This is a genomic window from Pantoea sp. NSTU24, from assembly GCF_050157905.1.
Lineage (GTDB): Bacteria > Pseudomonadota > Gammaproteobacteria > Enterobacterales > Enterobacteriaceae > Pantoea.
This window is the reverse complement of the sequence record NZ_JBKIWZ010000001.1, coordinates 3,672,678-3,692,759: the sequence shown is the minus strand read 5'-3', so window position 1 is coordinate 3,692,759 and position 20,082 is coordinate 3,672,678. Positions and strand designations below refer to the sequence as shown.

Annotated in this window: 19 protein-coding genes and 2 tRNA genes; 4 read left to right on the top strand and 17 right to left on the bottom strand. The window is 54.2% G+C overall.

The window, feature by feature from the left end; translation table 11 throughout:
* Positions 1–65 precede the first annotated feature (65 nt).
* The 12 genes from truB to rlmE form a co-directional block, all read right to left on the bottom strand.
* Positions 66–1,010, bottom strand: coding sequence for a tRNA pseudouridine(55) synthase TruB (gene truB / locus ACLHDD_RS17505; protein ID WP_427105063.1), 945 nt, complete (start codon positions 1,008–1,010; stop codon positions 66–68).
* A complete protein-coding gene (gene rbfA / locus ACLHDD_RS17500; RefSeq protein ID WP_313653199.1) occupies positions 1,010–1,417 on the bottom strand; it encodes a 30S ribosome-binding factor RbfA in 408 nt (135 codons plus the stop codon). Before rbfA ends, truB begins: the two co-directional genes overlap by 1 nt.
* Before the next feature lie 65 nt (positions 1,418–1,482).
* Positions 1,483–4,176, bottom strand: a complete 2,694-nt coding sequence (gene infB / locus ACLHDD_RS17495; protein ID WP_427105062.1) for a translation initiation factor IF-2 — start codon at positions 4,174–4,176, stop codon at positions 1,483–1,485.
* 17 nt (positions 4,177–4,193) lie between these two features.
* Entirely contained in the window at positions 4,194–5,681 is a 1,488-nt protein-coding gene (nusA, locus tag ACLHDD_RS17490) for a transcription termination factor NusA (protein WP_313652890.1), read from the bottom strand.
* Between the two features lie 24 nt (positions 5,682–5,705).
* A complete protein-coding gene (gene rimP, locus ACLHDD_RS17485; RefSeq protein WP_139805862.1) occupies positions 5,706–6,158 on the bottom strand; it encodes a ribosome maturation factor RimP in 453 nt (150 codons plus the stop codon).
* Between the two features lie 211 nt (positions 6,159–6,369).
* Positions 6,370–6,446: transfer RNA gene (locus ACLHDD_RS17480), tRNA-Met, on the bottom strand.
* A 59-nt stretch (positions 6,447–6,505) separates the two neighbouring features.
* Positions 6,506–6,592 (bottom strand) — tRNA-Leu (locus ACLHDD_RS17475).
* Positions 6,593–6,629: 37 nt separating this feature from the next.
* Positions 6,630–6,968 (bottom strand): preprotein translocase subunit SecG, encoded by a 339-nt coding sequence (gene secG / locus ACLHDD_RS17470; protein ID WP_111139583.1) that lies wholly within the window; start codon positions 6,966–6,968, stop codon positions 6,630–6,632.
* A 217-nt stretch (positions 6,969–7,185) separates the two neighbouring features.
* Positions 7,186–8,520, bottom strand: a complete 1,335-nt coding sequence (glmM, locus tag ACLHDD_RS17465; protein WP_427105061.1) for a phosphoglucosamine mutase — start codon at positions 8,518–8,520, stop codon at positions 7,186–7,188.
* Between the two features lie 2 nt (positions 8,521–8,522).
* A complete protein-coding gene (folP, locus tag ACLHDD_RS17460; protein WP_427105060.1) occupies positions 8,523–9,356 on the bottom strand; it encodes a dihydropteroate synthase in 834 nt (277 codons plus the stop codon).
* 79 nt (positions 9,357–9,435) lie between these two features.
* Entirely contained in the window at positions 9,436–11,361 is a 1,926-nt protein-coding gene (gene ftsH / locus ACLHDD_RS17455; protein WP_427105059.1) for an ATP-dependent zinc metalloprotease FtsH, read from the bottom strand.
* 113 nt (positions 11,362–11,474) lie between these two features.
* Positions 11,475–12,104: a 23S rRNA (uridine(2552)-2'-O)-methyltransferase RlmE gene (gene rlmE, locus ACLHDD_RS17450; RefSeq protein ID WP_128084012.1), complete on the bottom strand. Its 630-nt coding sequence runs from the start codon at positions 12,102–12,104 to the stop codon at positions 11,475–11,477.
* A 127-nt stretch (positions 12,105–12,231) separates the two neighbouring features.
* Here rlmE and yhbY point away from each other — a divergent pair, with 127 nt between their 5' ends.
* Positions 12,232–12,525 carry a ribosome assembly RNA-binding protein YhbY gene (gene yhbY / locus ACLHDD_RS17445; RefSeq protein WP_010251809.1) on the top strand — a complete coding sequence of 98 codons (294 nt, stop codon included), beginning with the start codon at positions 12,232–12,234 and terminating at the stop codon, positions 12,523–12,525.
* Between the two features lie 106 nt (positions 12,526–12,631).
* Here the strand turns inward: yhbY and greA are convergent, their stop codons facing one another.
* Entirely contained in the window at positions 12,632–13,108 is a 477-nt protein-coding gene (greA, locus tag ACLHDD_RS17440; protein ID WP_111139587.1) for a transcription elongation factor GreA, read from the bottom strand.
* Positions 13,109–13,355: 247 nt separating this feature from the next.
* On the opposite strand from greA, the gene dacB reads away from it, so the two are divergent.
* Entirely contained in the window at positions 13,356–14,789 is a 1,434-nt protein-coding gene (gene dacB / locus ACLHDD_RS17435; protein ID WP_427105058.1) for a serine-type D-Ala-D-Ala carboxypeptidase, read from the top strand.
* Between the two features lie 163 nt (positions 14,790–14,952).
* On the opposite strand, the gene cgtA is transcribed toward dacB, so the two are convergent.
* The 3 genes from cgtA to rplU all read right to left on the bottom strand — a co-directional run bounded on the left by cgtA (position 14,953) and on the right by rplU (position 16,951).
* The gene (cgtA, locus tag ACLHDD_RS17430) at positions 14,953–16,125 is read right to left on the bottom strand and encodes an Obg family GTPase CgtA (RefSeq protein WP_427105057.1); all 1,173 of its coding nucleotides are present in this window, start codon (positions 16,123–16,125) and stop codon (positions 14,953–14,955) included.
* A 241-nt stretch (positions 16,126–16,366) separates the two neighbouring features.
* Positions 16,367–16,624 (bottom strand): 50S ribosomal protein L27, encoded by a 258-nt coding sequence (rpmA, locus tag ACLHDD_RS17425; RefSeq protein WP_063878150.1) that lies wholly within the window; start codon positions 16,622–16,624, stop codon positions 16,367–16,369.
* 15 nt (positions 16,625–16,639) lie between these two features.
* Positions 16,640–16,951: a 50S ribosomal protein L21 gene (rplU, locus tag ACLHDD_RS17420; RefSeq protein ID WP_008925416.1), complete on the bottom strand. Its 312-nt coding sequence runs from the start codon at positions 16,949–16,951 to the stop codon at positions 16,640–16,642.
* 258 nt (positions 16,952–17,209) lie between these two features.
* On the opposite strand from rplU, the gene ispB reads away from it, so the two are divergent.
* Positions 17,210–18,181, top strand: a complete 972-nt coding sequence (gene ispB / locus ACLHDD_RS17415; RefSeq protein ID WP_427105056.1) for an octaprenyl diphosphate synthase — start codon at positions 17,210–17,212, stop codon at positions 18,179–18,181.
* Between the two features lie 233 nt (positions 18,182–18,414).
* Positions 18,415–18,699: a helix-turn-helix domain-containing protein gene (locus tag ACLHDD_RS17410; protein ID WP_427105055.1), complete on the top strand. Its 285-nt coding sequence runs from the start codon at positions 18,415–18,417 to the stop codon at positions 18,697–18,699.
* A gap of 66 nt (positions 18,700–18,765) precedes the next feature.
* Here the strand turns inward: ACLHDD_RS17410 and murA are convergent, their stop codons facing one another.
* Positions 18,766–20,025, bottom strand: coding sequence for a UDP-N-acetylglucosamine 1-carboxyvinyltransferase (murA, locus tag ACLHDD_RS17405; RefSeq protein WP_427105054.1), 1,260 nt, complete (start codon positions 20,023–20,025; stop codon positions 18,766–18,768).
* Positions 20,026–20,082 lie beyond the last annotated feature (57 nt).

Below are 20,082 nucleotides of genomic sequence, written 5' to 3'. Positions count from 1 at the left end.
GCGCTATTCTACTCTGCGCCTGATAGCAACGCAAATGCCCTATCAGCGAAAAGCGAAGGCGCCGCTTAATCCTGATATTCGACCACTAAACGACGGGGTGCCAGCCGGCCATCGGCTGCAATTTCAGCCATGCCGATAAACTTGCGTGCTTCGCCTTCTGATACCCTGACCAGCCCTTGCGCAGGCGCGTGACTGGCCTGCACCGGCTGCCCCATACGGAAGAAGTCTGCTACCGCTGGCGGAATATTCACTTCCGGGAAATCAGATGCAGGACTGTCCATCGGCAGCAGCAACGGATCAAGCTGCGTCTCCAGCGGGATACCGGCTTCGGTGGCTTCTGTCAGCAGCGCATTGAGCTGCTCCAGCGTCACCATCCGTTCAAAGGGGTAACGCGCAACCTGTACGCGACGCAGCATAATCACGTGTGCGCCACATCCCAGCTTTTCACCCAGGTCATCGATGATGGTACGAATATAGGTGCCTTTGGAGCAGTGAATCTCCAGCTCCAGCTCATTATCCTGCCAGCGAATAAACTGCAACTCGTAGACCGTAATCGGACGGGGCTCACGCGTAATTTCAATGCCCTGACGCGCATATTCATACAGCGGACGCCCCTGATGCTTCAGTGCCGAAAACATGGAAGGTATCTGCAGCGTGTCGCCGCGGAAGCTCTCCAGTGCGCTGTCCAGATCGGCCTGCGTAAAGCTGACCGGACGCGTCTGCACAATATTGCCATCGGCATCGGAGGTGTCGGTCCGCTCACCCAGTCGGGCGATCACACGGTAGCGTTTGTCGGAGTCCAGCAGGTACTGCGAAAACTTGGTCGCTTCACCCAGGCAAATCGGCAGCATGCCGGTCGCCAGCGGATCCAGCGCGCCGGTATGTCCTGCGCGATTCGCATTGAAGATGCGCTTTACTTTCTGCAGGACATCATTCGACGAGACGCCTTGTGGCTTATCCAGCAACAACACGCCATGGACGTCGCGGCCGCGACGACGCGGACGACTCATTACGCCTCCTCGTCATCGCCAGTGGCATCCGGGCCACGACGCTCTGCATCGTTTTTCACAACGCTGGTCACGAGATTGGACATGCGCATCCCTTCGACCAATGAGTTGTCGTAGAAGAACGTCAGTTCAGGCACGATACGCAGACGCATCGCTTTGCCCAGCAGAATGCGGATATAGCCGGACGCCTCTTTCAGGGCTTTCAGACCCTGCTTAACCGCGTCTTCATCCTGATCGTTGAGGAAAGTGACAAAGACTTTTGCATAGGCGAGGTCGCGTGACACTTCTACGCCTGACACGGTGACCATCATGCCCAGACGGGGATCTTTGATCTCACGCTGCAGGATTATCGCAATCTCTTTCTGCAGCTCTTGTGACACGCGCTGCGGGCGACCAAATTCTTTCGCCATCATTATTTCTCCCAAATAATTCGGGAGGCCAGAGGCCTCCCAAATTGCAACACATCAGCAGTCTATTACTCGATGGTGCGTTTAATTTCGATGATTTCAAACACTTCGATCATATCGCCAACGCGAACGTCGTTGTAGTTCTTCACGCCGATACCGCACTCCATGCCGTTACGCACTTCGTTGACGTCATCTTTAAAGCGACGCAGAGATTCCAGCTCGCCTTCGTAAATTACAACGTTGTCACGCAGAACGCGGATTGGATTGTTACGCTTGATGTTACCTTCCGTCACCATACAACCCGCAATGGCGCCAAACTTCGGAGATTTGAACACGTCGCGCACCGCAGCCAGACCGATAATCTGCTGTTTGTACTCAGGTGCCAGCATACCGCTCATTGCCGCTTTCACTTCATCAATCAGGTTATAGATGATGGAGTAGTAGCGCAGATCCAGGCTTTCTGAGTCAATGACGCGACGCGCAGAGGCATCGGCACGAACGTTGAAGCCAATCAGGATAGCGTTGGATGCCGCTGCCAGAGTCGCGTCGGTTTCGGTGATCCCGCCCACGCCTGAACCCACAATCTTTACCTTCACTTCGTCGGTAGAGAGTTTCAGCAGGGAGTCAGAGATCGCTTCCACAGAGCCCTGAACGTCCGCTTTCAGGACGATGTTCAGTTCAGACACTTCGCCTTCGGTCATGTTAGCAAACATGTTCTCAAGCTTCGATTTCTGCTGGCGAGCCAGTTTCACTTCACGGAATTTGCCCTGACGATAGAGTGCCACTTCACGCGCTTTCTTCTCGTCGCGGACTACCGTTGCTTCATCACCCGCAGCCGGCACGCCGGACAGGCCAAGAATCTCAACCGGAATAGACGGACCCGCTTCCATGACTTCGCGACCCAGTTCGTCACGCATTGCACGAACGCGGCCATATTCAAAGCCACAAAGAACGATGTCGCCTTTGTTCAGTGTACCTTCGCGTACCAGTACGGTAGCAACCGGACCACGACCTTTGTCGAGGAACGATTCGATAACCACACCGCTCGCCATACCTGCACGAATAGCGGTCAGTTCCAGAACTTCCGCCTGCAGCAGGATAGCATTCAACAGGTCATCAATACCGGTACCTGCTTTCGCAGAGACGTTGACGAACATGTTTTCGCCGCCCCACTCTTCCGGAATGATGCCGTACTGAGTCAGTTCGTTCTTAACACGATCCGGATCCGCTTCTGGCTTGTCGCACTTGTTCACCGCAACCACAACCGGCACTTTAGCCGCTTTAGCGTGCTGAATAGCTTCGATGGTCTGTGGCATCACGCCATCATCCGCAGCAACCACCAGAATAACGATATCCGTCGCCTGTGCACCACGTGCACGCATCGCGGTAAACGCGGCGTGACCCGGGGTATCCAGGAAGGTGACCATGCCGTTGTCGGTTTCAACGTGGTAAGCACCGATGTGCTGTGTAATGCCGCCCGCTTCGCCAGAGGCGATTTTGGTGGAGCGGATATAGTCCAGCAGAGACGTTTTACCATGGTCGACGTGGCCCATAATGGTCACCACTGGCGCGCGTGATTCCTGCGCTGCATCAGTGTCACGATCGTCCATTACCGCCTCTTCCAGCTCGTTTTCACGGCGCAGGGTCACTTTGTGGCCCATCTCTTCGGCGACGAGCTGTGCGGTTTCCTGATCGATGACCTGGTTGATGGTCGCCATTGCGCCCATCTTCATCATCGCTTTAATGACCAGAGAACCTTTCACGGCCATTTTGTTTGCCAGTTCAGCAACGGTGATGGTTTCGCCAATCACCACATCGCGGTTCACGGCCTGCGCTGGCTTGTTAAAGCCCTGCTGCAGTGCGCTTGGTTTGCGATGCTTGCCGCCTTTACCGCCACGAACCTGCGCACGCGCTTCTTCACGGTCAGTTTTGGCTTCAGAATGCTTGTTGCCTTTTTTTGCCGGACGCGTGGCTTTAGCGGTCGTGCGCGCACGTGCGCGGCCCGCTTCTACCTGACGATCGTTTTCATCTTCTGCCTGACGGGCGTGAGTCGAGGTAGTGACGTGATAGTCGCCTTTATCCTCTTCTTCCGGTTTTTCCCACTCTGCTGATTTCTCTTCAGCCAGACGGCGGGCTTCTTCTGCTACAAGGCGGGCAGCCTCTTCGAGCTTACGGCGGGCTTCTTCTTCAGCTTTACGCTTCAGTTCAGCGGCTTCAGCTTCGCGACGGGCTTTATCTGACTGCGCAGCCCTGGTCACTTCGTCGGTAGGTTGATTTGTCACTTTGTCATTTTCCGCTGCTGCACGTTTGGCCTTATCAGCGGCTTCGCGCCTGGCTTTGTCTTCGGCTTCACGTTGCGCTTTCTGTTCAGCTTCGCGACGGGCTTTTTCTTCAGCCTCGCGTTGCGCCTGCTCTTCCGCTTCACGCTGCGCCTCGGCTTCAGCTTCTGCCTGAGCTTGCTCAGCCTCTGCATCACCCTTCACATAGGTACGCTTTTTGCGGACTTCGATTTGCACCGACTTACTTTTACCCCCGGTGCCTGGAATATTCAAGGTGCTGCGCGTTTTACGCTGCAGCGTCAGCTTAGCTGAACCGACCTGACCGTGTTCACGGTTCAGGTGAGATAGTAAGGTTTCTTTCTCTTGCTGGGTCACGGCGTCATTTTCAGACTTCGGAATCCCCGCATCAGCAAATTGCTGTACCAGGCGATCGACCGGAGTCTGAATTTCTGCGGCCAGCGATTTTACGGTTACATCTGTCATGCTGTTCCTTCCTGTTATTACGCGTCATCGCCGAACCAGCAGATATTACGCGCGGCCATAATCAGCGCGCCGGCTTGTTCATCAGACAGGCCTTCAATATCCGTCAGATCGTCAACACCTTGCTCAGCGAGATCTTCCAGCGTGCAGACGCCTTTTGACGCCAGGCGGAACGCCAGTGCACGATCGAGGCCTTCAAGATTCAGAAGATCCGGAGCGGGCTCCTGATTTCCAAAACTCTCTTCTTTCGCCAGTGCCAGGGTGGTTAACGCATTTTTTGCTCGTTCACGCAGGGCTTCAATGGTCTCTTCGTCGAGGCCGTCAACTTCCAGCAGCTCGTTGATTGGCACGTATGCCAGCTCTTCAAGCGAGGAGAAGCCCTCTTCCACCAGAACGGTGGCGAACTCTTCATCGATGTCGAGATGTTTAGTAAACATATCGATCGCCGCATGCGCTTCAGCCTGATGCTTCGCCTGCAGATCATCGACGGTCATCACGTTCAGCTCCCAGCCGCTGAGCTGCGAAGCGAGACGCACGTTTTGGCCGTTACGGCCGATCGCCTGAGCCAGATTGCCAGCTTCGACGGCGATATCCATCGTGTGATTATCTTCATCAACCACGATTGACGCCACATCAGCCGGCGCCATGGCATTAATAACAAACTGCGCCGGGTTATCGTCCCACAGCACGATATCGATACGCTCACCGCCCAGTTCGCTGGAAACAGCCTGAACGCGTGCACCGCGCATGCCCACACAGGCACCCACCGGATCGATACGTTTGTCATTGGTTTTGACTGCAATTTTAGCGCGCGAACCTGGATCACGGGCAGCGGCTTTAATTTCAATCAGTTCTTCACCGATTTCCGGCACCTCAATGCGGAACAGTTCAACCAGCATTTCGGGTTTAGAGCGCGTCACAAACAGCTGTGCGCCACGGGCTTCCGGGCGGACAGAGTAAAGAACGCCGCGAATGCGGTCACCCGGGCGGAAGTTTTCGCGCGGCAGCATATCTTCGCGCAGAATGACCGCTTCAGCGTTATTGCCTAAGTCGAGGGAAATGTTGTCGCGGTTAACTTTCTTCACTACGCCCGTGATAATTTCGCCTTCCTGTTCACGGAACTGGTCAACCACCATCGCGCGCTCGGCTTCGCGCACCTTCTGCACGATAACCTGCTTAGCGGTCTGAGTCGTGATACGGTCAAAGGTGACCGATTCAATCTGATCTTCAACAAAGTCGCCCAGATTGAATGCTTCATCTTCGAAGCGGGCCGCATCCAGCGTGATCTCGCGCGTCGGCTGAGTTACCTCTTCAACGATTTCCCAGCGGCGGAAAGTATCGAAGTCGCCACTGCGGCGATCAATGCTGACGCGTACTTCAATTTCCTGCTCGTACTTTTTCTTGGTCGCAGTCGCCAGCGCGCTCTCCAGCGCTTCGAAGATTTTCTCACGCGGCAGGGCTTTTTCGTTAGAAACGGCTTCTACAACAGCTAAGATCTCTTTGTTCATCCTGGTTAGCCTCAATCCGGACTTTTAAAAGTGGGGGACCAGGTTCGCTTTCTGAATATTACTCAGCGCGAACACTTCATCGTTACCCTCTACGTGCACCGTGATCATCTCGCCATCAACTGACTTAATGATCCCCTGCCATTTACGGCGGTTCTGAACGGCCATACGCAACACCAGGCTCACTTCATCACCCATAAAACGGGTGTAGTGTTCTGCGGTGAACAGAGGACGATCGAGTCCCGGTGAAGAGACTTCAAGGTTGTAAGGCACAGTAATAGGATCTTCTACATCCATTACCGCGCTTACCTGGTGGCTGACATCGGCGCAATCATCGACATTGATGCCATCTTCACTATCAATATAGATGCGCAGGATAGATGTGCGACTACGAACGAATTCAATTCCAACCAGTTCGTAACCCAGCGCTTCTACGGGAGCCGATACCAACTCTGTCAATTTTTGCTCTAATGTGGACAAGCCCACCCCCAAGACATAAAAAAAGGGCCTATAGCCCAGTATTACGATTCGCTAATAACAAAAAACCCCGAATAGTCGGGGCTTTTAATCACTGGACCCTGTATGCCGCTAAGCGGCCCGGACTCCATCCAAAGAATTTTCTTTCAAAAAATAGCCGTGAATGCGTCCGTCGATGCATACAGTATATTTGAAAAAGAACTCAAAGGGAAAGTGGTTGCGGGGGCCGGATTTGAACCGACGACCTTCGGGTTATGAGCCCGACGAGCTACCAGGCTGCTCCACCCCGCGTCCGAAAACGTGGCGAATAATACGCCAGACCTGCATAAAATGCAAGGGATACTACGATTTGGTACCGAGGACGGGACTTGAACCCGTAAGCCCAATCGGGCACTACCACCTCAAGGTAGCGTGTCTACCAATTCCACCACCACGGCACTGCACTGACCACAACGATACGTTGTGCTGACGACTTTACTTAGGAATATCGCTGCCCGGTGTTGCCGGTTGAGCTGGCTTTTCAGTCTGTTGAGAAGACTGTGCCGGCGCAGAAAGATTTTCCCACTCGCTTCCTTTCGAAGACTTATTACTGTTCAGATTACCGAGAACCAGGCTGATGATGAAGAACAGTGCCGCTAAAATGCCGGTCGTACGTGTCAGGAAATTACCTGAACCCGAAGAACCAAACACTGTACCGGATGCGCCTGCACCAAATGAGGCTCCCATATCAGCGCCTTTGCCTTGCTGCAGCATGATCATAGCCACGAGGGCAATCGCTACAATAAGGAAAACAACTAAAAGAGCTTCGTACATATTCAACCTGTTCCTTGCACGATAATCGTACAGTTAAAGCTTCAACCAGTATTGATGGGGAGTCTCGTCATCACCCATCAGAAGCGGGTGTGAATACTAACCAAAGGCGCATATCTCTGCAAGTGCAATTTTCACCGCCCGAACTGATTGCAGAAAAAAGCGCCATCACGGTGATTTTACAGGCAGTTCTGTGCGATCAGAACTGCCCGTTACCGTATTAAACCGCTTTAACCTGATCGGCGATACGGTTGGCCAGTTCAGTCACCAGCGCCTCATTTTCGCCCTCTACCATCACGCGAATCAACGGTTCCGTACCCGATTTGCGCAGCAAGACGCGTCCGCGTCCCGCCAGCACTTTTTCGACGTCGGCAGTGACACTTTTTACGGCCTCACTCTGCAGGGGATCATGTTCACCAGCAAAGCGGACATTGACCAGCACCTGAGGCAGCATCTTCATACCGCTGCAGAGGTCGTGCAGACTCATGTGGTTACGGACCATGGCGGTCAGCACCTGCAGACTTGCAACGATGCCGTCACCCGTGGTGGTTTTATCCAGCAGGATGACATGGCCGGAGTTCTCGGCACCGAGACGCCAGCCCTTCTCCTGCATCTTCTCCAGCACATAGCGATCGCCCACTTTGGCGCGGGTGAACGGAATGCCGAGCTGTTTCAGCGCGAGCTCCAGACCCATGTTGCTCATCAGCGTCCCGACCACTCCGCCACGTAGCTGCCCCTGACGCAGAGCCTCGCGAGCAATGATGTAAAGGATCTGGTCGCCATCCACTTTTTCGCCCAGATGGTCAATCATCATGATACGGTCGCCGTCGCCATCATAGGCCAGCCCGATATCGGCCTTCTCCGCCAGAACACGCTGCTGAAGCAGTTCCAGATCGGTGGCACCGCACGCCTTATTGATGTTCATACCGTCCGGTTGAACGCCGATAGCAATCACGGTGGCACCCAGTTCACGCAGGACATTCGGGGCGATGTGATAAGTGGCGCCATTGGCGCAGTCGACCACAATCTTCAGACCATTCAGGCTCAGTTCGCTGGGGAAAGTGCCTTTGCAGAATTCAATATAGCGTCCCGCGGCATCCACGATGCGGCTGGCACGACCAAGCTGCGCAGATTCAACGCAGGTAATCGGCTTCTCCATCTCCAGCTCAATCGCTTCTTCGACGTCATCGGGCAGTTTCGTTCCCTCGGATGAGAAGAACTTAATACCATTATCATCGAACGGGTTGTGCGAGGCTGAGATGACAATTCCCGCCTCTGCGCGGAAAGTGCGGGTCAGATAGGCGATGGCGGGCGTCGGCATCGGGCCGGTAAACGCGGCCGTCAGGCCAGCGGCGGCGAGACCCGCTTCCAGCGCAGACTCCAGCATATAACCAGAGATGCGTGTATCTTTGCCGATGATGATCTTTTTCGAACCGTGACGCGCCAGTACCTTACCGGCGGCCCAGCCCAGCTTCAGGACGAAATCGGGTGTGATCGGCGCTTCACCGACCTTGCCGCGGATGCCGTCTGTACCAAAATATTTACGATTACTCATATTTATCCTTTTGCTCTTCGGGTCGCTTCGACCACGCGCATTGCTTCGGCTGTCTCTTTTACATCATGCACGCGAATAATCTGCGCGCCCTGCATGGCAGCGATCACCGCGCAACTCAGGCTACCGGTTAAACGCTGCGACGGACCGACATTTAACAGCTGGCCAATCATTGATTTACGCGACATTCCCACCAGAAGTGGCAGGCCGAAGTGATGAAAATTACTGAGATGCGCCAGCAGTTCATAGTTGTGGCTGAGATTTTTACCGAAACCGAAGCCCGGGTCGAGTATCAGTCGCGCTTTTTTAATCCCTGCCGCCTCGCAGCGCGCGATCTGCTGAGAGAAGTAAGTGTCCACTTCGCTCAGGATATTTTCATAGTGGGGAGCCTGCTGCATGGTGCGCGGTTCACCCTGCATGTGCATCAGACAGACAGGCAGGTCGGTTGCAGCTGCGGCTTCCAGCGCACCCGGTTCAGACAGCGACCGGACGTCATTAATGATGTGAGCGCCCACTCGCGCCGCTTCCCGGATCACCGCCGCCTTAGAGGTGTCGACTGAAATCCAGACTTCAAAACGCTGGGCGATGGCCTCGATCACCGGGATGACCCGCTCCAGCTCCTCTTCCTCGCTTACCTCATCTGCACCAGGACGAGTCGATTCACCGCCCACGTCGATAATCGTCGCGCCGGCATTGACCATCTCGTTGGTATGCGTCAGTGCATCGACCAGCGCGTTATGCCTGCCGCCATCTGAGAAGGAGTCCGGCGTGACATTCAGAATGCCCATCACATGCGGAAACGATAAATCGAGATGGGAATCACGGGCGAACAACTTCATGGCAAAAACTCCTTACTGGTCACTATCCGGATGTAAAAAACCCCGGACCAGCCGGGGTTTTGTCTGACGAGGTTTCGTCTTATTTGTTGTACTGCTCAGACATGGTGTTGCCTGGATTCGGCGTACGCGGTTCATCAACCGGACGTGGTGCCTTAGGCGTGCCGTTGTTGTCTGAGTTGCTGCCTGGGTCTTCCCAGCCTGCTGGCGGACGCACTTCGCGGCGGGCCATCAGGTCATCGATCTGCGGAGCATCGATGGTTTCATACTTCATCAGCGCGTCTTTCATCGCGTGAAGGATGTCCATGTTCTCTCCCAGAATGCGACGTGCGCGCTGGTAGTTGCTGTCGATCAAGTGTTTCACTTCCTGGTCGATGATGCGAGCCGTTTCATCAGACATGTGCTTCGCTTTCGCAACGGAACGGCCAAGGAAGACTTCGCCATCTTCTTCTGCATACAGTAACGGACCCAGCTTTTCAGAGAAGCCCCACTGCGTCACCATGTTACGCGCCAGGTTTGTCGCAACTTTAATGTCGTTCGACGCACCGGTTGAAACGTGTTCGACACCGTAGATAATTTCTTCGGCCAGACGACCGCCGTAAAGCGTAGAGATCTGGCTTTCCAGCTTCTGACGGCTGGCGCTGATCGCGTCGCCTTCAGGCAGGAAGAAAGTCACACCCAGTGCACGACCGCGCGGAATAATAGTCACTTTATGCACCGGATCATGCTCGGGTACCAGACGACCAATGATGGCGTGGCCTGCTTCATGATAGGCGGTTGACTCTTTCTGCGACTCCGTCATCACCATGGAGCGACGTTCCGCACCCATCATGATTTTGTCTTTCGCTTTCTCAAACTCCACCATAGAAACCACACGCTTGTTGGAGCGGGCGGCAAACAGTGCAGCTTCGTTGACCAGGTTAGCCAGGTCAGCACCGGAGAAGCCAGGCGTACCGCGTGCAATGATAGCAGCATCGATATCGGTGGCCAGTGGCACACGGCGCATGTGGACTTTCAGGATCTGCTCACGACCGCGGACATCTGGCAGGCCAACCACGACCTGACGGTCAAAACGGCCTGGACGCAGCAGCGCAGGGTCCAGCACGTCAGGACGGTTTGTTGCGGCGATAACGATGATACCTTCGTTACCTTCGAAACCATCCATCTCAACCAGCATCTGGTTCAGGGTCTGCTCACGCTCATCGTGGCCACCGCCTAAACCGGCACCACGCTGACGACCGACGGCGTCGATCTCGTCGATAAAGATGATGCAGGGCGCAGCTTTTTTGGCCTGTTCGAACATGTCGCGCACACGGGATGCACCGACACCGACAAACATTTCCACGAAGTCAGAACCGGAGATGGTGAAGAACGGCACCTTCGCTTCACCGGCAATCGCTTTTGCCAGCAGGGTTTTACCGGTACCCGGTGGCCCCACCATCAGCACGCCTTTTGGAATCTTGCCACCCAGCTTCTGGAAACGGCTTGGCTCACGAAGATATTCGACCAGCTCACCCACTTCTTCTTTCGCTTCATCACAGCCCGCGACGTCAGCAAACGTGGTTTTGATCTGATCTTCCGTCAGCATGCGGGCTTTGCTCTTGCCGAAGGACATCGCGCCCTTTCCGCCGCCGCCCTGCATCTGACGCATAAAGAAGATCCACACGCCGATCAGCAGCAGCATCGGGAACCACGAAATGAAGATGGAGGCCAGCAGGCTTGGCTCTTCAGGCGGTTCGCCCACCACTTTGACGTTTTTGGTCAAGAGGTTATCGAGCAACTTAGGATCGTTGACAGGAATATAGGTCGTGTATTTATTGCTGTCTTTTTTAATAACGTTAATTTCACGCCCGTTAATACGTGCCTCGCGGACCTGATCCTGGTTCACTTCCGACAGGAAGGTTGAATAATCAACCCGACGGCCATTCGACTCGCTGGGCCCAAAGCTCTGGAATACTGACATCAGCACGACCGCGATGACTAACCAGAGAATCAGGTTTTTCGCCATGTCACTCAAGGGATTAACCTCATATTACAACGGTGTTAACAGATAGCGTAGGGTACTATAGATCCTGCATACATGGAATCGCAGCAACGCTGCGGACCTCTCCAGCAATTTGGTTATAGTTTGCGCCCAGTCGCCACAATGTACACTTCACGTGAACGTGAACGTGAAGCGTCCGGCTTACGAATTTTCACTTTCGTAAACAGGGAGCGAATTTCCCGCAGGTATTCATCGAAGCCATCTCCCTGAAACACTTTCACTACAAAACTGCCGCCAGGTGCCAGAATATCCCGACACATTTCCAGCGCCAGTTCAACTAAATACATCGACCGGGGAATATCTACGGCAGGTGTACCACTCATGTTCGGCGCCATATCAGACATGACGACCTGAACCTGTTGATCACCAACACGCTCAAGCAGCGCATTGATCACCGATTCTTCACGAAAATCGCCCTGAAGGAAATCGACACCGACAATCGGATCCATTGGCAGGATATCGCAGGCAATGACTCGCCCTTTATTTCCGATTTGCTGCACCACATATTGCGACCAGCCACCCGGTGCAGCCCCCAGATCTACCACGGTCATACCGGGTTTGAAAAGCTTGTCACCCTGTTGTATTTCATCAAGTTTAAACCAGGCGCGCGAACGCAACCCTTTTTTCTGCGCCTGAAGCACATATTTATCGCTAAAGTGTTCCTGAAGCCAGCGGCTGGAGCTGGCCGAACGCTTTTTACCCGTCATAATATTTCCAACTAAATCGTCATCGTAGCGATAAACCTGCACGCAATGGGTTGCGTCGATTTGGTGATATACCCGAGATGGCGGTAGAATGAACCGTTTTCAATCCCTGAGTAAGTAAAAAACTACGATGAATCTAAGTACCAAACAAAAACAGCACCTCAAGGGCCTCGCCCATCCGCTCAAACCTGTCGTTATGCTGGGCGGTAATGGCCTGACTGAAGGCGTGCTGGCCGAAATCGAGCAGGCTCTGTCACATCACGAACTGATCAAGGTAAAAATCGCCTCAGAAGATCGTGAAACGAAGCAGCTGATCGTTGAGGCTATCGTGCGTGAGACCGGTGCCAGCAACGTACAGGTGATCGGCAAAACGCTGGTGCTGTATCGCCCGTCTAAAGAGAGCAAGATTTCTCTGCCACGCTAGGCGGGCAAAGAAAGTGACATGCTCTTACCTCAGATAAAAGGCCGCAATGCGGCCTTTTTCCTTTCTTTACATTGTGCTTTAACGCTTTTCAAAGCGTAGCAACATCTTAAATGTATTCCACCTTCAGGATCTCATACTCTACATCGCCACCCGGGGTTTTTACGACGGTCACATCATCGACCTCTTTGCCCACCAGGCCTCGCGCCATTGGCGAATTGACCGAAATCAGATTTTGCTTAAAGTCCGCTTCGTCATCGCCCACAATGCGGTAGGTTGCTTCTTCGTCGGTTTCAACGTTTAGTACGGTCACGGTGGCACCAAAGATCACCCGGCCAGTTTTCGGCATCTGCGTTACGTCAATGACCTGCGCATTGGAGAGTTTGGCTTCAATCTCCTGAATACGGCCTTCACAGAAGCCCTGCTCTTCACGCGCTGCGTGATACTCCGCATTCTCTTTCAAATCGCCATGTTCGCGTGCTTCAGCGATAGAGGCGATAATGCGCGGACGCTTCACGGTTTTCAGCTCGTTCAGCTCTTCGCGCAATCTTTCAGCGCCTCTTAACGTCATCGGAATCTGATTCATTTAAGCTCCTCGCCATCTTTCCTGTTTTACGATGTCATCCTGACCGGTGGCTACAGAAAAAGCTTTCTGCAGCGCATTAGCCCGTTTTGCAAATAAAAGAAACCTGACCCGGAGATGCTTCCAGGCCAGAAAAGAGTTTTGCAATTTGATACGTATTTTACCCCAGAGTTCCCTGCGGGTCATCGTTTACTTTGACCCATCCAGCGACGTAGTATTGACGCCCTCACCTGCCAGTTACCGCGAGATTATGCGATTTTCACGACTTGTTACCGGATTAAGCTGCGCATTTATGCTGCAGGCGCACGCAGCGCCAGTTGATGAATACATGCAGTACCTGCCAGACGGCGCCAATCTGGCGTTAATGGTGCAGAAAGTGGGGGCGTCTGCCCCGATCATTGATTACCACGGAAAACAGATGGCCCTGCCCGCCAGTACCATGAAAGTGGTGACAGCACTGGCGGCGCTGCTGGAACTGGGTGGCGATTACCGTTTTCAGACCACGTTTGAAACCCGCGGTGCCATTATAGATGGCACCCTGAATGGTGACCTGGTGGCGCGTTTCGGCGGCGATCCCACCTTAAGCCGTCAGGATCTGCGCAACATGGTGGCTGCACTGAAAAAACAGGGCATCAGCCATATCAAAGGCAATCTGGTTATCGATACCTCGGTCTTTGCCAGTCACGACATGGCGCCGGGCTGGCCGTGGAACGACATGACTCAATGCTTCAGCGCCCCGCCAGGCGCGGCTATCGTGGATAAGAACTGCTTCTCGGTGTCGCTCTACAGTGCGAATACCCCGGGTGAGAACGCCTTCGTGCGCATCGCCTCCTATTATCCGGCCCACATGTACAGCCAGGTGCGCACTATCGGGCGCAACAGCGGCGAAGGACAATATTGTGAGTTGGATGTTGTGCCAGGCGAGCTGAACCGCTACACCCTGACTGGCTGTATGCGCCAGCGTGCCGAACCGCTGCCGCTGGCCTTTGCTGTGCAGGATGGCGCCGCCTGGGCGGGGGAGATACTCAAAGCGGAACTGCGCGCATCTGAGATCGATTACAGCGGCCACCTGGTGCGCCAGACTCAGGTGACTGAACCGGGTACCGTACTGGCCTCGACGCAGTCCGCACCGCTGCATACGCTGCTGCATACCATGCTGAAGAAGTCAGACAACATGATTGCCGACACCGTGTTTCGCACCATCGGCCATCACTACTTTAATGTACCTGGCACATTTCGCGCCGGACAGGATGCTGTTCGTCGCATCCTGAAAACTAAAGCCGGTATCGACATGGGCAACAGCATTCAGGTAGATGGATCCGGGCTGTCACGTCACGATCTGATTTCGCCACAGACCATGATGCAGGTTTTGCAGTTTATTGCGAAAAATGACAATACGCTGGATTACATTTCGATGCTGCCGCTGGCGGGCTATGATGGCACGCTGCAGTATCGTGGCGGACTGCATGAGGCGGGACTCGATGGCAAGGTCTCGGCAAAAACCGGTTCGCTGCAGGGCGTCTACAACCTGGCGGGGTTCATTACGACCTCCAGTGGAGCCCGGGTCGCCTTTGTCCAGTTCCTCTCCGGCTATGCGGTTCCGCCGGAAGATCAACGAACCCGTCGCATTCCGCTGGTACGATTTGAAAGCCGGCTCTATCGCGATATCAATCAGAACAACTGATTGGTAACGCTGATGCATGCAGCAGGCCACTGCCCTGCTGCGTTTTTTCGCGCACTCTGGCCGCTGATGAACCTGTACGTGGCGGTGACGGGCTCCGAAAACAACGATGCCCCCTTTCAGGCTGAAAGGGGGCATCGGATATCACGTTATCGCCGGGGTCAGATTAACGCTGATAGATGATTTCAACGCCTTCGTCGTCTTCATCGTCCCACTCGTCGTCCCACTCGTCGTCTTCGGCTTCCACCGCATTTTCAAGGGTTTCCTTGTGGTAATCATCCCACATGAATTCCACTTTCTCCGGCTGCTTCTCTTCAGGCTCCGCTTCTTTCGGGTTAGCGTTGATGAAGCTCATCACGTCCCAGCAGAGTTCTTTGACGCCGATCTGACTTGCGGCAGAGATCAGGTAATACTTATCTTCCCAGCCCAGTGCTTCCGCTACCGCCTTCGCCCGCGCCTGCGCCTCTTCTTCACCGATCAGGTCCACCTTATTGAAGACCAGCCAGCGTGGCTTGTTGAACAGCTTATCGCTGTACTTTTCCAGCTCACTCAGAATGATGCGCGCATTTTCAACCGGATCGCTTTCATCGATAGGATCGATGTCAATCAGGTGCAGTAGCACACGGCAGCGTTCAAGGTGCTTCAGGAAGCGAATACCCAGGCCCGCCCCCTCGGCCGCGCCTTCGATCAGACCCGGGATATCCGCCACAACAAAGCTCTGCTCGCTGTCCATACGCACCACACCGAGGCTGGGCACCAGCGTTGTAAACGGATAATCCGCCACTTTGGGTTTAGCGGCTGAGACGGCACGGATAAAGGTCGATTTACCGGCATTTGGCAGACCCAGCATACCGACGTCCGCCAGCAGCATCAGCTCCAGCTGCAGATCGCGTTTCTCGCCCGGCGTACCCATGGTCTTCTGACGCGGGCTGCGGTTTACCGACGATTTGAAACGGGTGTTGCCCAGGCCATGCCAGCCGCCTTTGCCGACCATCAGTTTCTGGCCGTGACGCGTCATGTCGCCCAGTGTCTCGCCGGTTCCCTGGTCGATAACACGGGTGCCGACCGGCACTTTGATTTCGATATCTTTACCGCGTTTGCCGGTACAGTCGCGGCTCTGGCCGTTCTGTCCACGCTCGGCGCGGAAAGATTTTTCGAAACGATAATCGATAAGGGTATTGAGGTTTTCGTCGGCGATCAGATAAACGTCACCGCCGTCCCCGCCATCACCCCCGTCAGGGCCGCCTTTCGGAATATATTTTTCGCGGCGGAAGCTGACGCAACCATTACCGCCATCACCGGCGACGACCAGAATTGTCGCTTCATCAACAAACTTCATTTTAACTCTCCGTCACACAATCGCCTGCAGCACTCTGCAGACGGGTCCGCCAGGGTCTTCTGCGCTGACCAGCGGCGGATAAATCAGAACTGGCTTTCGCCACTGCGTACATAAAGTGTACAGCAATCTTTTGTGATGCGTTGCGTAACCGCAACAGAGCGCAGAATGTAAAAAGCCCCGCAGGAGCTGCGGGGCCTTCAATTCGTGCGTTCAGACGTTAACCGTCTGCGTCACGACAACCTTACTCAGCAACGATGCTGATGTATTTACGGTTGTTCGGACCTTTAACTTCGAATTTAACTTTGCCGTCTGTGGTAGCAAACAGAGTGTGGTCACGACCACAACCTACGTTGTTACCTGCGTGGAATTTGGTGCCACGCTGACGAACGATGATGCTACCTGCCAGAACAGATTCGCCACCGAAACGCTTAACACCCAGACGTTTTGCATTGGAGTCACGACCATTTCGAGTCGAACCACCAGCCTTTTTATGTGCCATTTGTCAGATCTCCTCTTAAGCCGTGATGCCAGTGATTTTCACATCAGTGAACCACTGGCGATGGCCAGCTTGCTTACGGTAGTGCTTACGGCGACGAAACTTAACGATCTTAATTTTCTCGCCACGACCGTGAGCAACAACTTCTGCCTTGATCATACCGCCTGAAACCAGTGGCGCGCCGATTTTCACGTCTTCGCCATTAGCAATCATCAGAACCTGGTCGAACTCGATGGTTTCACCGGTTGCGATGTCCAGCTTTTCCAGGCGAACGGTCTGACCTTCGCTTACTCGGTGTTGTTTACCACCACTTTGGAAAACCGCGTACATATAAAACTCCGCTTCTGCGCTTGCCTTTTTTAGTTCATCAGGCGGCGCGCTAAATATTCACAATAGGGCGCGAATTCTACGCAAAACTCCAGAAGAAGACAAGAGCACTTTGCACACTCTTGCAGAAAAAAAACACAGGGCAAATGCAACCGTTTCTCAGCCACAAAATTCAAGTACAATCAGTAACAGATTACCTGAACGCTGGCTGGGTAAACCACTTACCATGGCAGAGATAACGAGTCATAGCTGAAAAGACGAATGAACTTAGAACAGATTAATGAATTAACCGCACAGGATATGGCTGCCGTTAACCAGACCATCCTCGACCAGCTGAATTCAGATGTCTCGCTCATCAACCAGTTGGGCTACTACATCATCAGCGGTGGAGGTAAGCGTATCCGTCCCATGATTGCCGTGCTTTCCGCACGCGCCATGGGCTACAAGGGCGATCTGCACGTGACCAATGCGGCGCTGATCGAATTTATCCACACCGCCACGCTGCTGCATGACGATGTCGTGGATGAATCCGATATGCGTCGTGGCAAAGCGACCGCGAACGCGGCGTTCGGCAATGCGGCAAGCGTGCTGGTCGGTGACTTTATTTATACCCGCGCCTTTCAGATGATGACCAGCATGGGCTCGCTGCGTATCCTGGCGCTGATGTCAGAAGCGGTAAACGTGATCGCGGAGGGCGAAGTCCTTCAGCTGATGAACGTGAACGACCCCGACATTACTGAAGAGAGCTATATGCGCGTCATCTACAGCAAGACGGCGCGCCTGTTTGAAGCCGCTTCCCAGGCCTCTGCGATACTGGCTGATGCCACCCAGGCAGAAGAAAAAGCACTGCAGGATTATGGGCGCTATCTGGGTACGGCTTTCCAGTTAATTGACGATTTACTGGATTACAGCGCAGACGGTGAAACGCTGGGTAAAAATACCGGCGATGACCTGAGCGAAGGCAAACCGACACTGCCTCTGCTGCACGCGATGCAGCACGGTACGCCAGAGCAGGCGAAGATGATTCGGGAAGCCATTGAACAGGGCAACGGTCGTCATCTGCTGGAGCCGGTCCTGGAAGCAATGCATCAGTGCGGTTCGCTGGAATGGACGCGCAGCCGCGCGGAACAGGAAGCGGATAAAGCGATTGAGGCGTTGCGCATTCTGCCTGAATCCCCCTGGCGCAGCGCGCTGGAGTCGCTGGCGCACATGTCCGTTCAGCGCGATTTCTGATCCCTCACGGAGCCACCCGGCTCCGTTCTTACATTCTTCCTCTCACTTCTTTTTGTTACCGCCGTGCGGTTGCATCGCTTTTGCGTTCTGTCACACGGAGCGGACATCAGAGACAAATTTTACTGGAAATTACCGGAAACTATTTGCTATAAAAAGTCACCTTTTCAGGTAATAAAAAAGGGAACCCGGCGTTTTGCTGGATGGTGCAACAACAAGGAAAAGGAGAACAGGTTATGCATGAAAAGAGGGAAGACTGGCACACAGCTGACATTATCGCTGCCCTGCATAAGCGCGGTATGACGCTGGCGGCGCTTTCGCGTGCGGCTGGTCTGAGTTCGTCTACGCTGGCCAACGCACTGACCCGTCCATGGCCTAAAGGAGAATGGTTGATCGCGGATGCACTCAAGGTTCATCCCTGTGAAATCTGGCCCAGTCGCTATTTTGATCCTGAAACCCACTGCCTGCTGGAGCGTAAAACCCGTATCCGTGCACCAGCCGATCATTCCGGTAAAGCCTGAGATCACGCACGCTCTCCAGACGAAAAAAACCAGCCCCGGGGGCTGGCTATTGGCGTTCCGGCGGGATTACTCTTCGCTGACACGCTCAATGTTCGCGCCCATCGCTTTCAGTTTATCTTCGATGTGCTCATAGCCACGATCGATATGATAAATTCGGTCAACGAACGTCGTGCCTTCTGCAATACAGCCTGCCAGAACCAGGCTGGCTGACGCACGCAGATCGGTCGCCATCACCTGCGCGCCCGAAAGGGTTTCAACGCCATGACAGATAGCCGTGTTGCTTTCGATCTCAGCATGACCGCCCATACGAATCAGTTCCGGAATATGCATGAAACGGTTTTCGAAGATGGTTTCGGTAATCACGCCTGTGCCTTCCGCCACCATGTTCAGCAGCGTGAACTGCGCCTGCATATCGGTCGGGAACCCCGGGTGCGGAGCAGTACGCACGTTGACCGCTTTTGGCCGCTTACCGTGCATATCCAGGCTGATCCAGTCTTCACCGGTTTCAATGTCGGCACCTGCATCACGCAGCTTAGCCAGTACCGCATCCAGCGTATCAGGCTGGGTGTTGCGACACATTACTTTGCCACCCGAGATGGCCGCCGCAATCAGGAAGGTGCCGGTTTCGATACGGTCGGGCAGTACGCGATAGACACCGCCACCCAGACGATCTACGCCTTCAATAGTGATTTTGTCGCTGCCTGCACCGCTGATTTTAGCACCCAGGGTATTCAGGAAGTTCGCGGTATCGACAATTTCTGGCTCGCGCGCTGCGTTCTCAATAACCGTCGTGCCGGTTGCCAGTGTTGCCGCACTCATAATTGTGACAGTTGCACCCACACTGATTTTATCCATGACAATCAGCGCGCCTTTCAGACGACCATTGACAGAGGCTTTAACGTAACCCTCTTCCAGTTTGATCTCTGCACCCAGTTGTTCAAGACCGGTAATGTGCAGGTCAACCGGACGCGCGCCGATAGCGCAGCCACCCGGCAGGGAAACCTGACCCTGACCAAAACGTGCCACCAGCGGCCCCAGCGCCCAGATAGAAGCACGCATTGTTTTAACCAGGTCGTAAGGCGCACAGAAAACGTCTACTGCGCTGGCATCAACGTGCACTGAACCGTTGCGTTCCACCTTCGCACCCAGCTGGCTCAGCAGCTTCATCGTGGTATCGATATCACGCAGTTTTGGCACATTCTGTATCTCTACCGGCTCTTCGGCCAGCAGGGCCGCAAACAGAATAGGCAGCGCGGCGTTCTTCGCCCCGGAAATGGTCACTTCACCACTTAAGCGGGTGGGGCCTTGCACACGAAATTTGTCCATTAACACGGCTCTCAATTAACTAGCTAAAAATTGGACTCGCTCACGGCGAGTTCACCA

What these genes read in the sequence shown, in the direction of transcription:
- truB (WP_427105063.1), bottom strand. Translation starts at nt 1,010, where the DNA reads ATGAGTCGTCCGCGTCGTCGCGGCCGCGACGTCCATGGCGTGTTGTTG.
- rbfA (WP_313653199.1), bottom strand. Translation starts at nt 1,417, where the DNA reads ATGGCGAAAGAATTTGGTCGCCCGCAGCGCGTGTCACAAGAGCTGCAG.
- infB (WP_427105062.1), bottom strand. Translation starts at nt 4,176, where the DNA reads ATGACAGATGTAACCGTAAAATCGCTGGCCGCAGAAATTCAGACTCCG.
- nusA (WP_313652890.1), bottom strand. Translation starts at nt 5,681, where the DNA reads ATGAACAAAGAGATCTTAGCTGTTGTAGAAGCCGTTTCTAACGAAAAA.
- secG (WP_111139583.1), bottom strand. Translation starts at nt 6,968, where the DNA reads ATGTACGAAGCTCTTTTAGTTGTTTTCCTTATTGTAGCGATTGCCCTC.
- glmM (WP_427105061.1), bottom strand. Translation starts at nt 8,520, where the DNA reads ATGAGTAATCGTAAATATTTTGGTACAGACGGCATCCGCGGCAAGGTC.
- folP (WP_427105060.1), bottom strand. Translation starts at nt 9,356, where the DNA reads ATGAAGTTGTTCGCCCGTGATTCCCATCTCGATTTATCGTTTCCGCAT.
- ftsH (WP_427105059.1), bottom strand. Translation starts at nt 11,361, where the DNA reads ATGGCGAAAAACCTGATTCTCTGGTTAGTCATCGCGGTCGTGCTGATG.
- rlmE (WP_128084012.1), bottom strand. Translation starts at nt 12,104, where the DNA reads ATGACGGGTAAAAAGCGTTCGGCCAGCTCCAGCCGCTGGCTTCAGGAA.
- yhbY (WP_010251809.1), top strand. Translation starts at nt 12,232, where the DNA reads ATGAATCTAAGTACCAAACAAAAACAGCACCTCAAGGGCCTCGCCCAT.
- greA (WP_111139587.1), bottom strand. Translation starts at nt 13,108, where the DNA reads ATGAATCAGATTCCGATGACGTTAAGAGGCGCTGAAAGATTGCGCGAA.
- dacB (WP_427105058.1), top strand. Translation starts at nt 13,356, where the DNA reads ATGCGATTTTCACGACTTGTTACCGGATTAAGCTGCGCATTTATGCTG.
- cgtA (WP_427105057.1), bottom strand. Translation starts at nt 16,125, where the DNA reads ATGAAGTTTGTTGATGAAGCGACAATTCTGGTCGTCGCCGGTGATGGC.
- rpmA (WP_063878150.1), bottom strand. Translation starts at nt 16,624, where the DNA reads ATGGCACATAAAAAGGCTGGTGGTTCGACTCGAAATGGTCGTGACTCC.
- rplU (WP_008925416.1), bottom strand. Translation starts at nt 16,951, where the DNA reads ATGTACGCGGTTTTCCAAAGTGGTGGTAAACAACACCGAGTAAGCGAA.
- ispB (WP_427105056.1), top strand. Translation starts at nt 17,210, where the DNA reads ATGAACTTAGAACAGATTAATGAATTAACCGCACAGGATATGGCTGCC.
- ACLHDD_RS17410 (WP_427105055.1), top strand. Translation starts at nt 18,415, where the DNA reads ATGCATGAAAAGAGGGAAGACTGGCACACAGCTGACATTATCGCTGCC.
- murA (WP_427105054.1), bottom strand. Translation starts at nt 20,025, where the DNA reads ATGGACAAATTTCGTGTGCAAGGCCCCACCCGCTTAAGTGGTGAAGTG.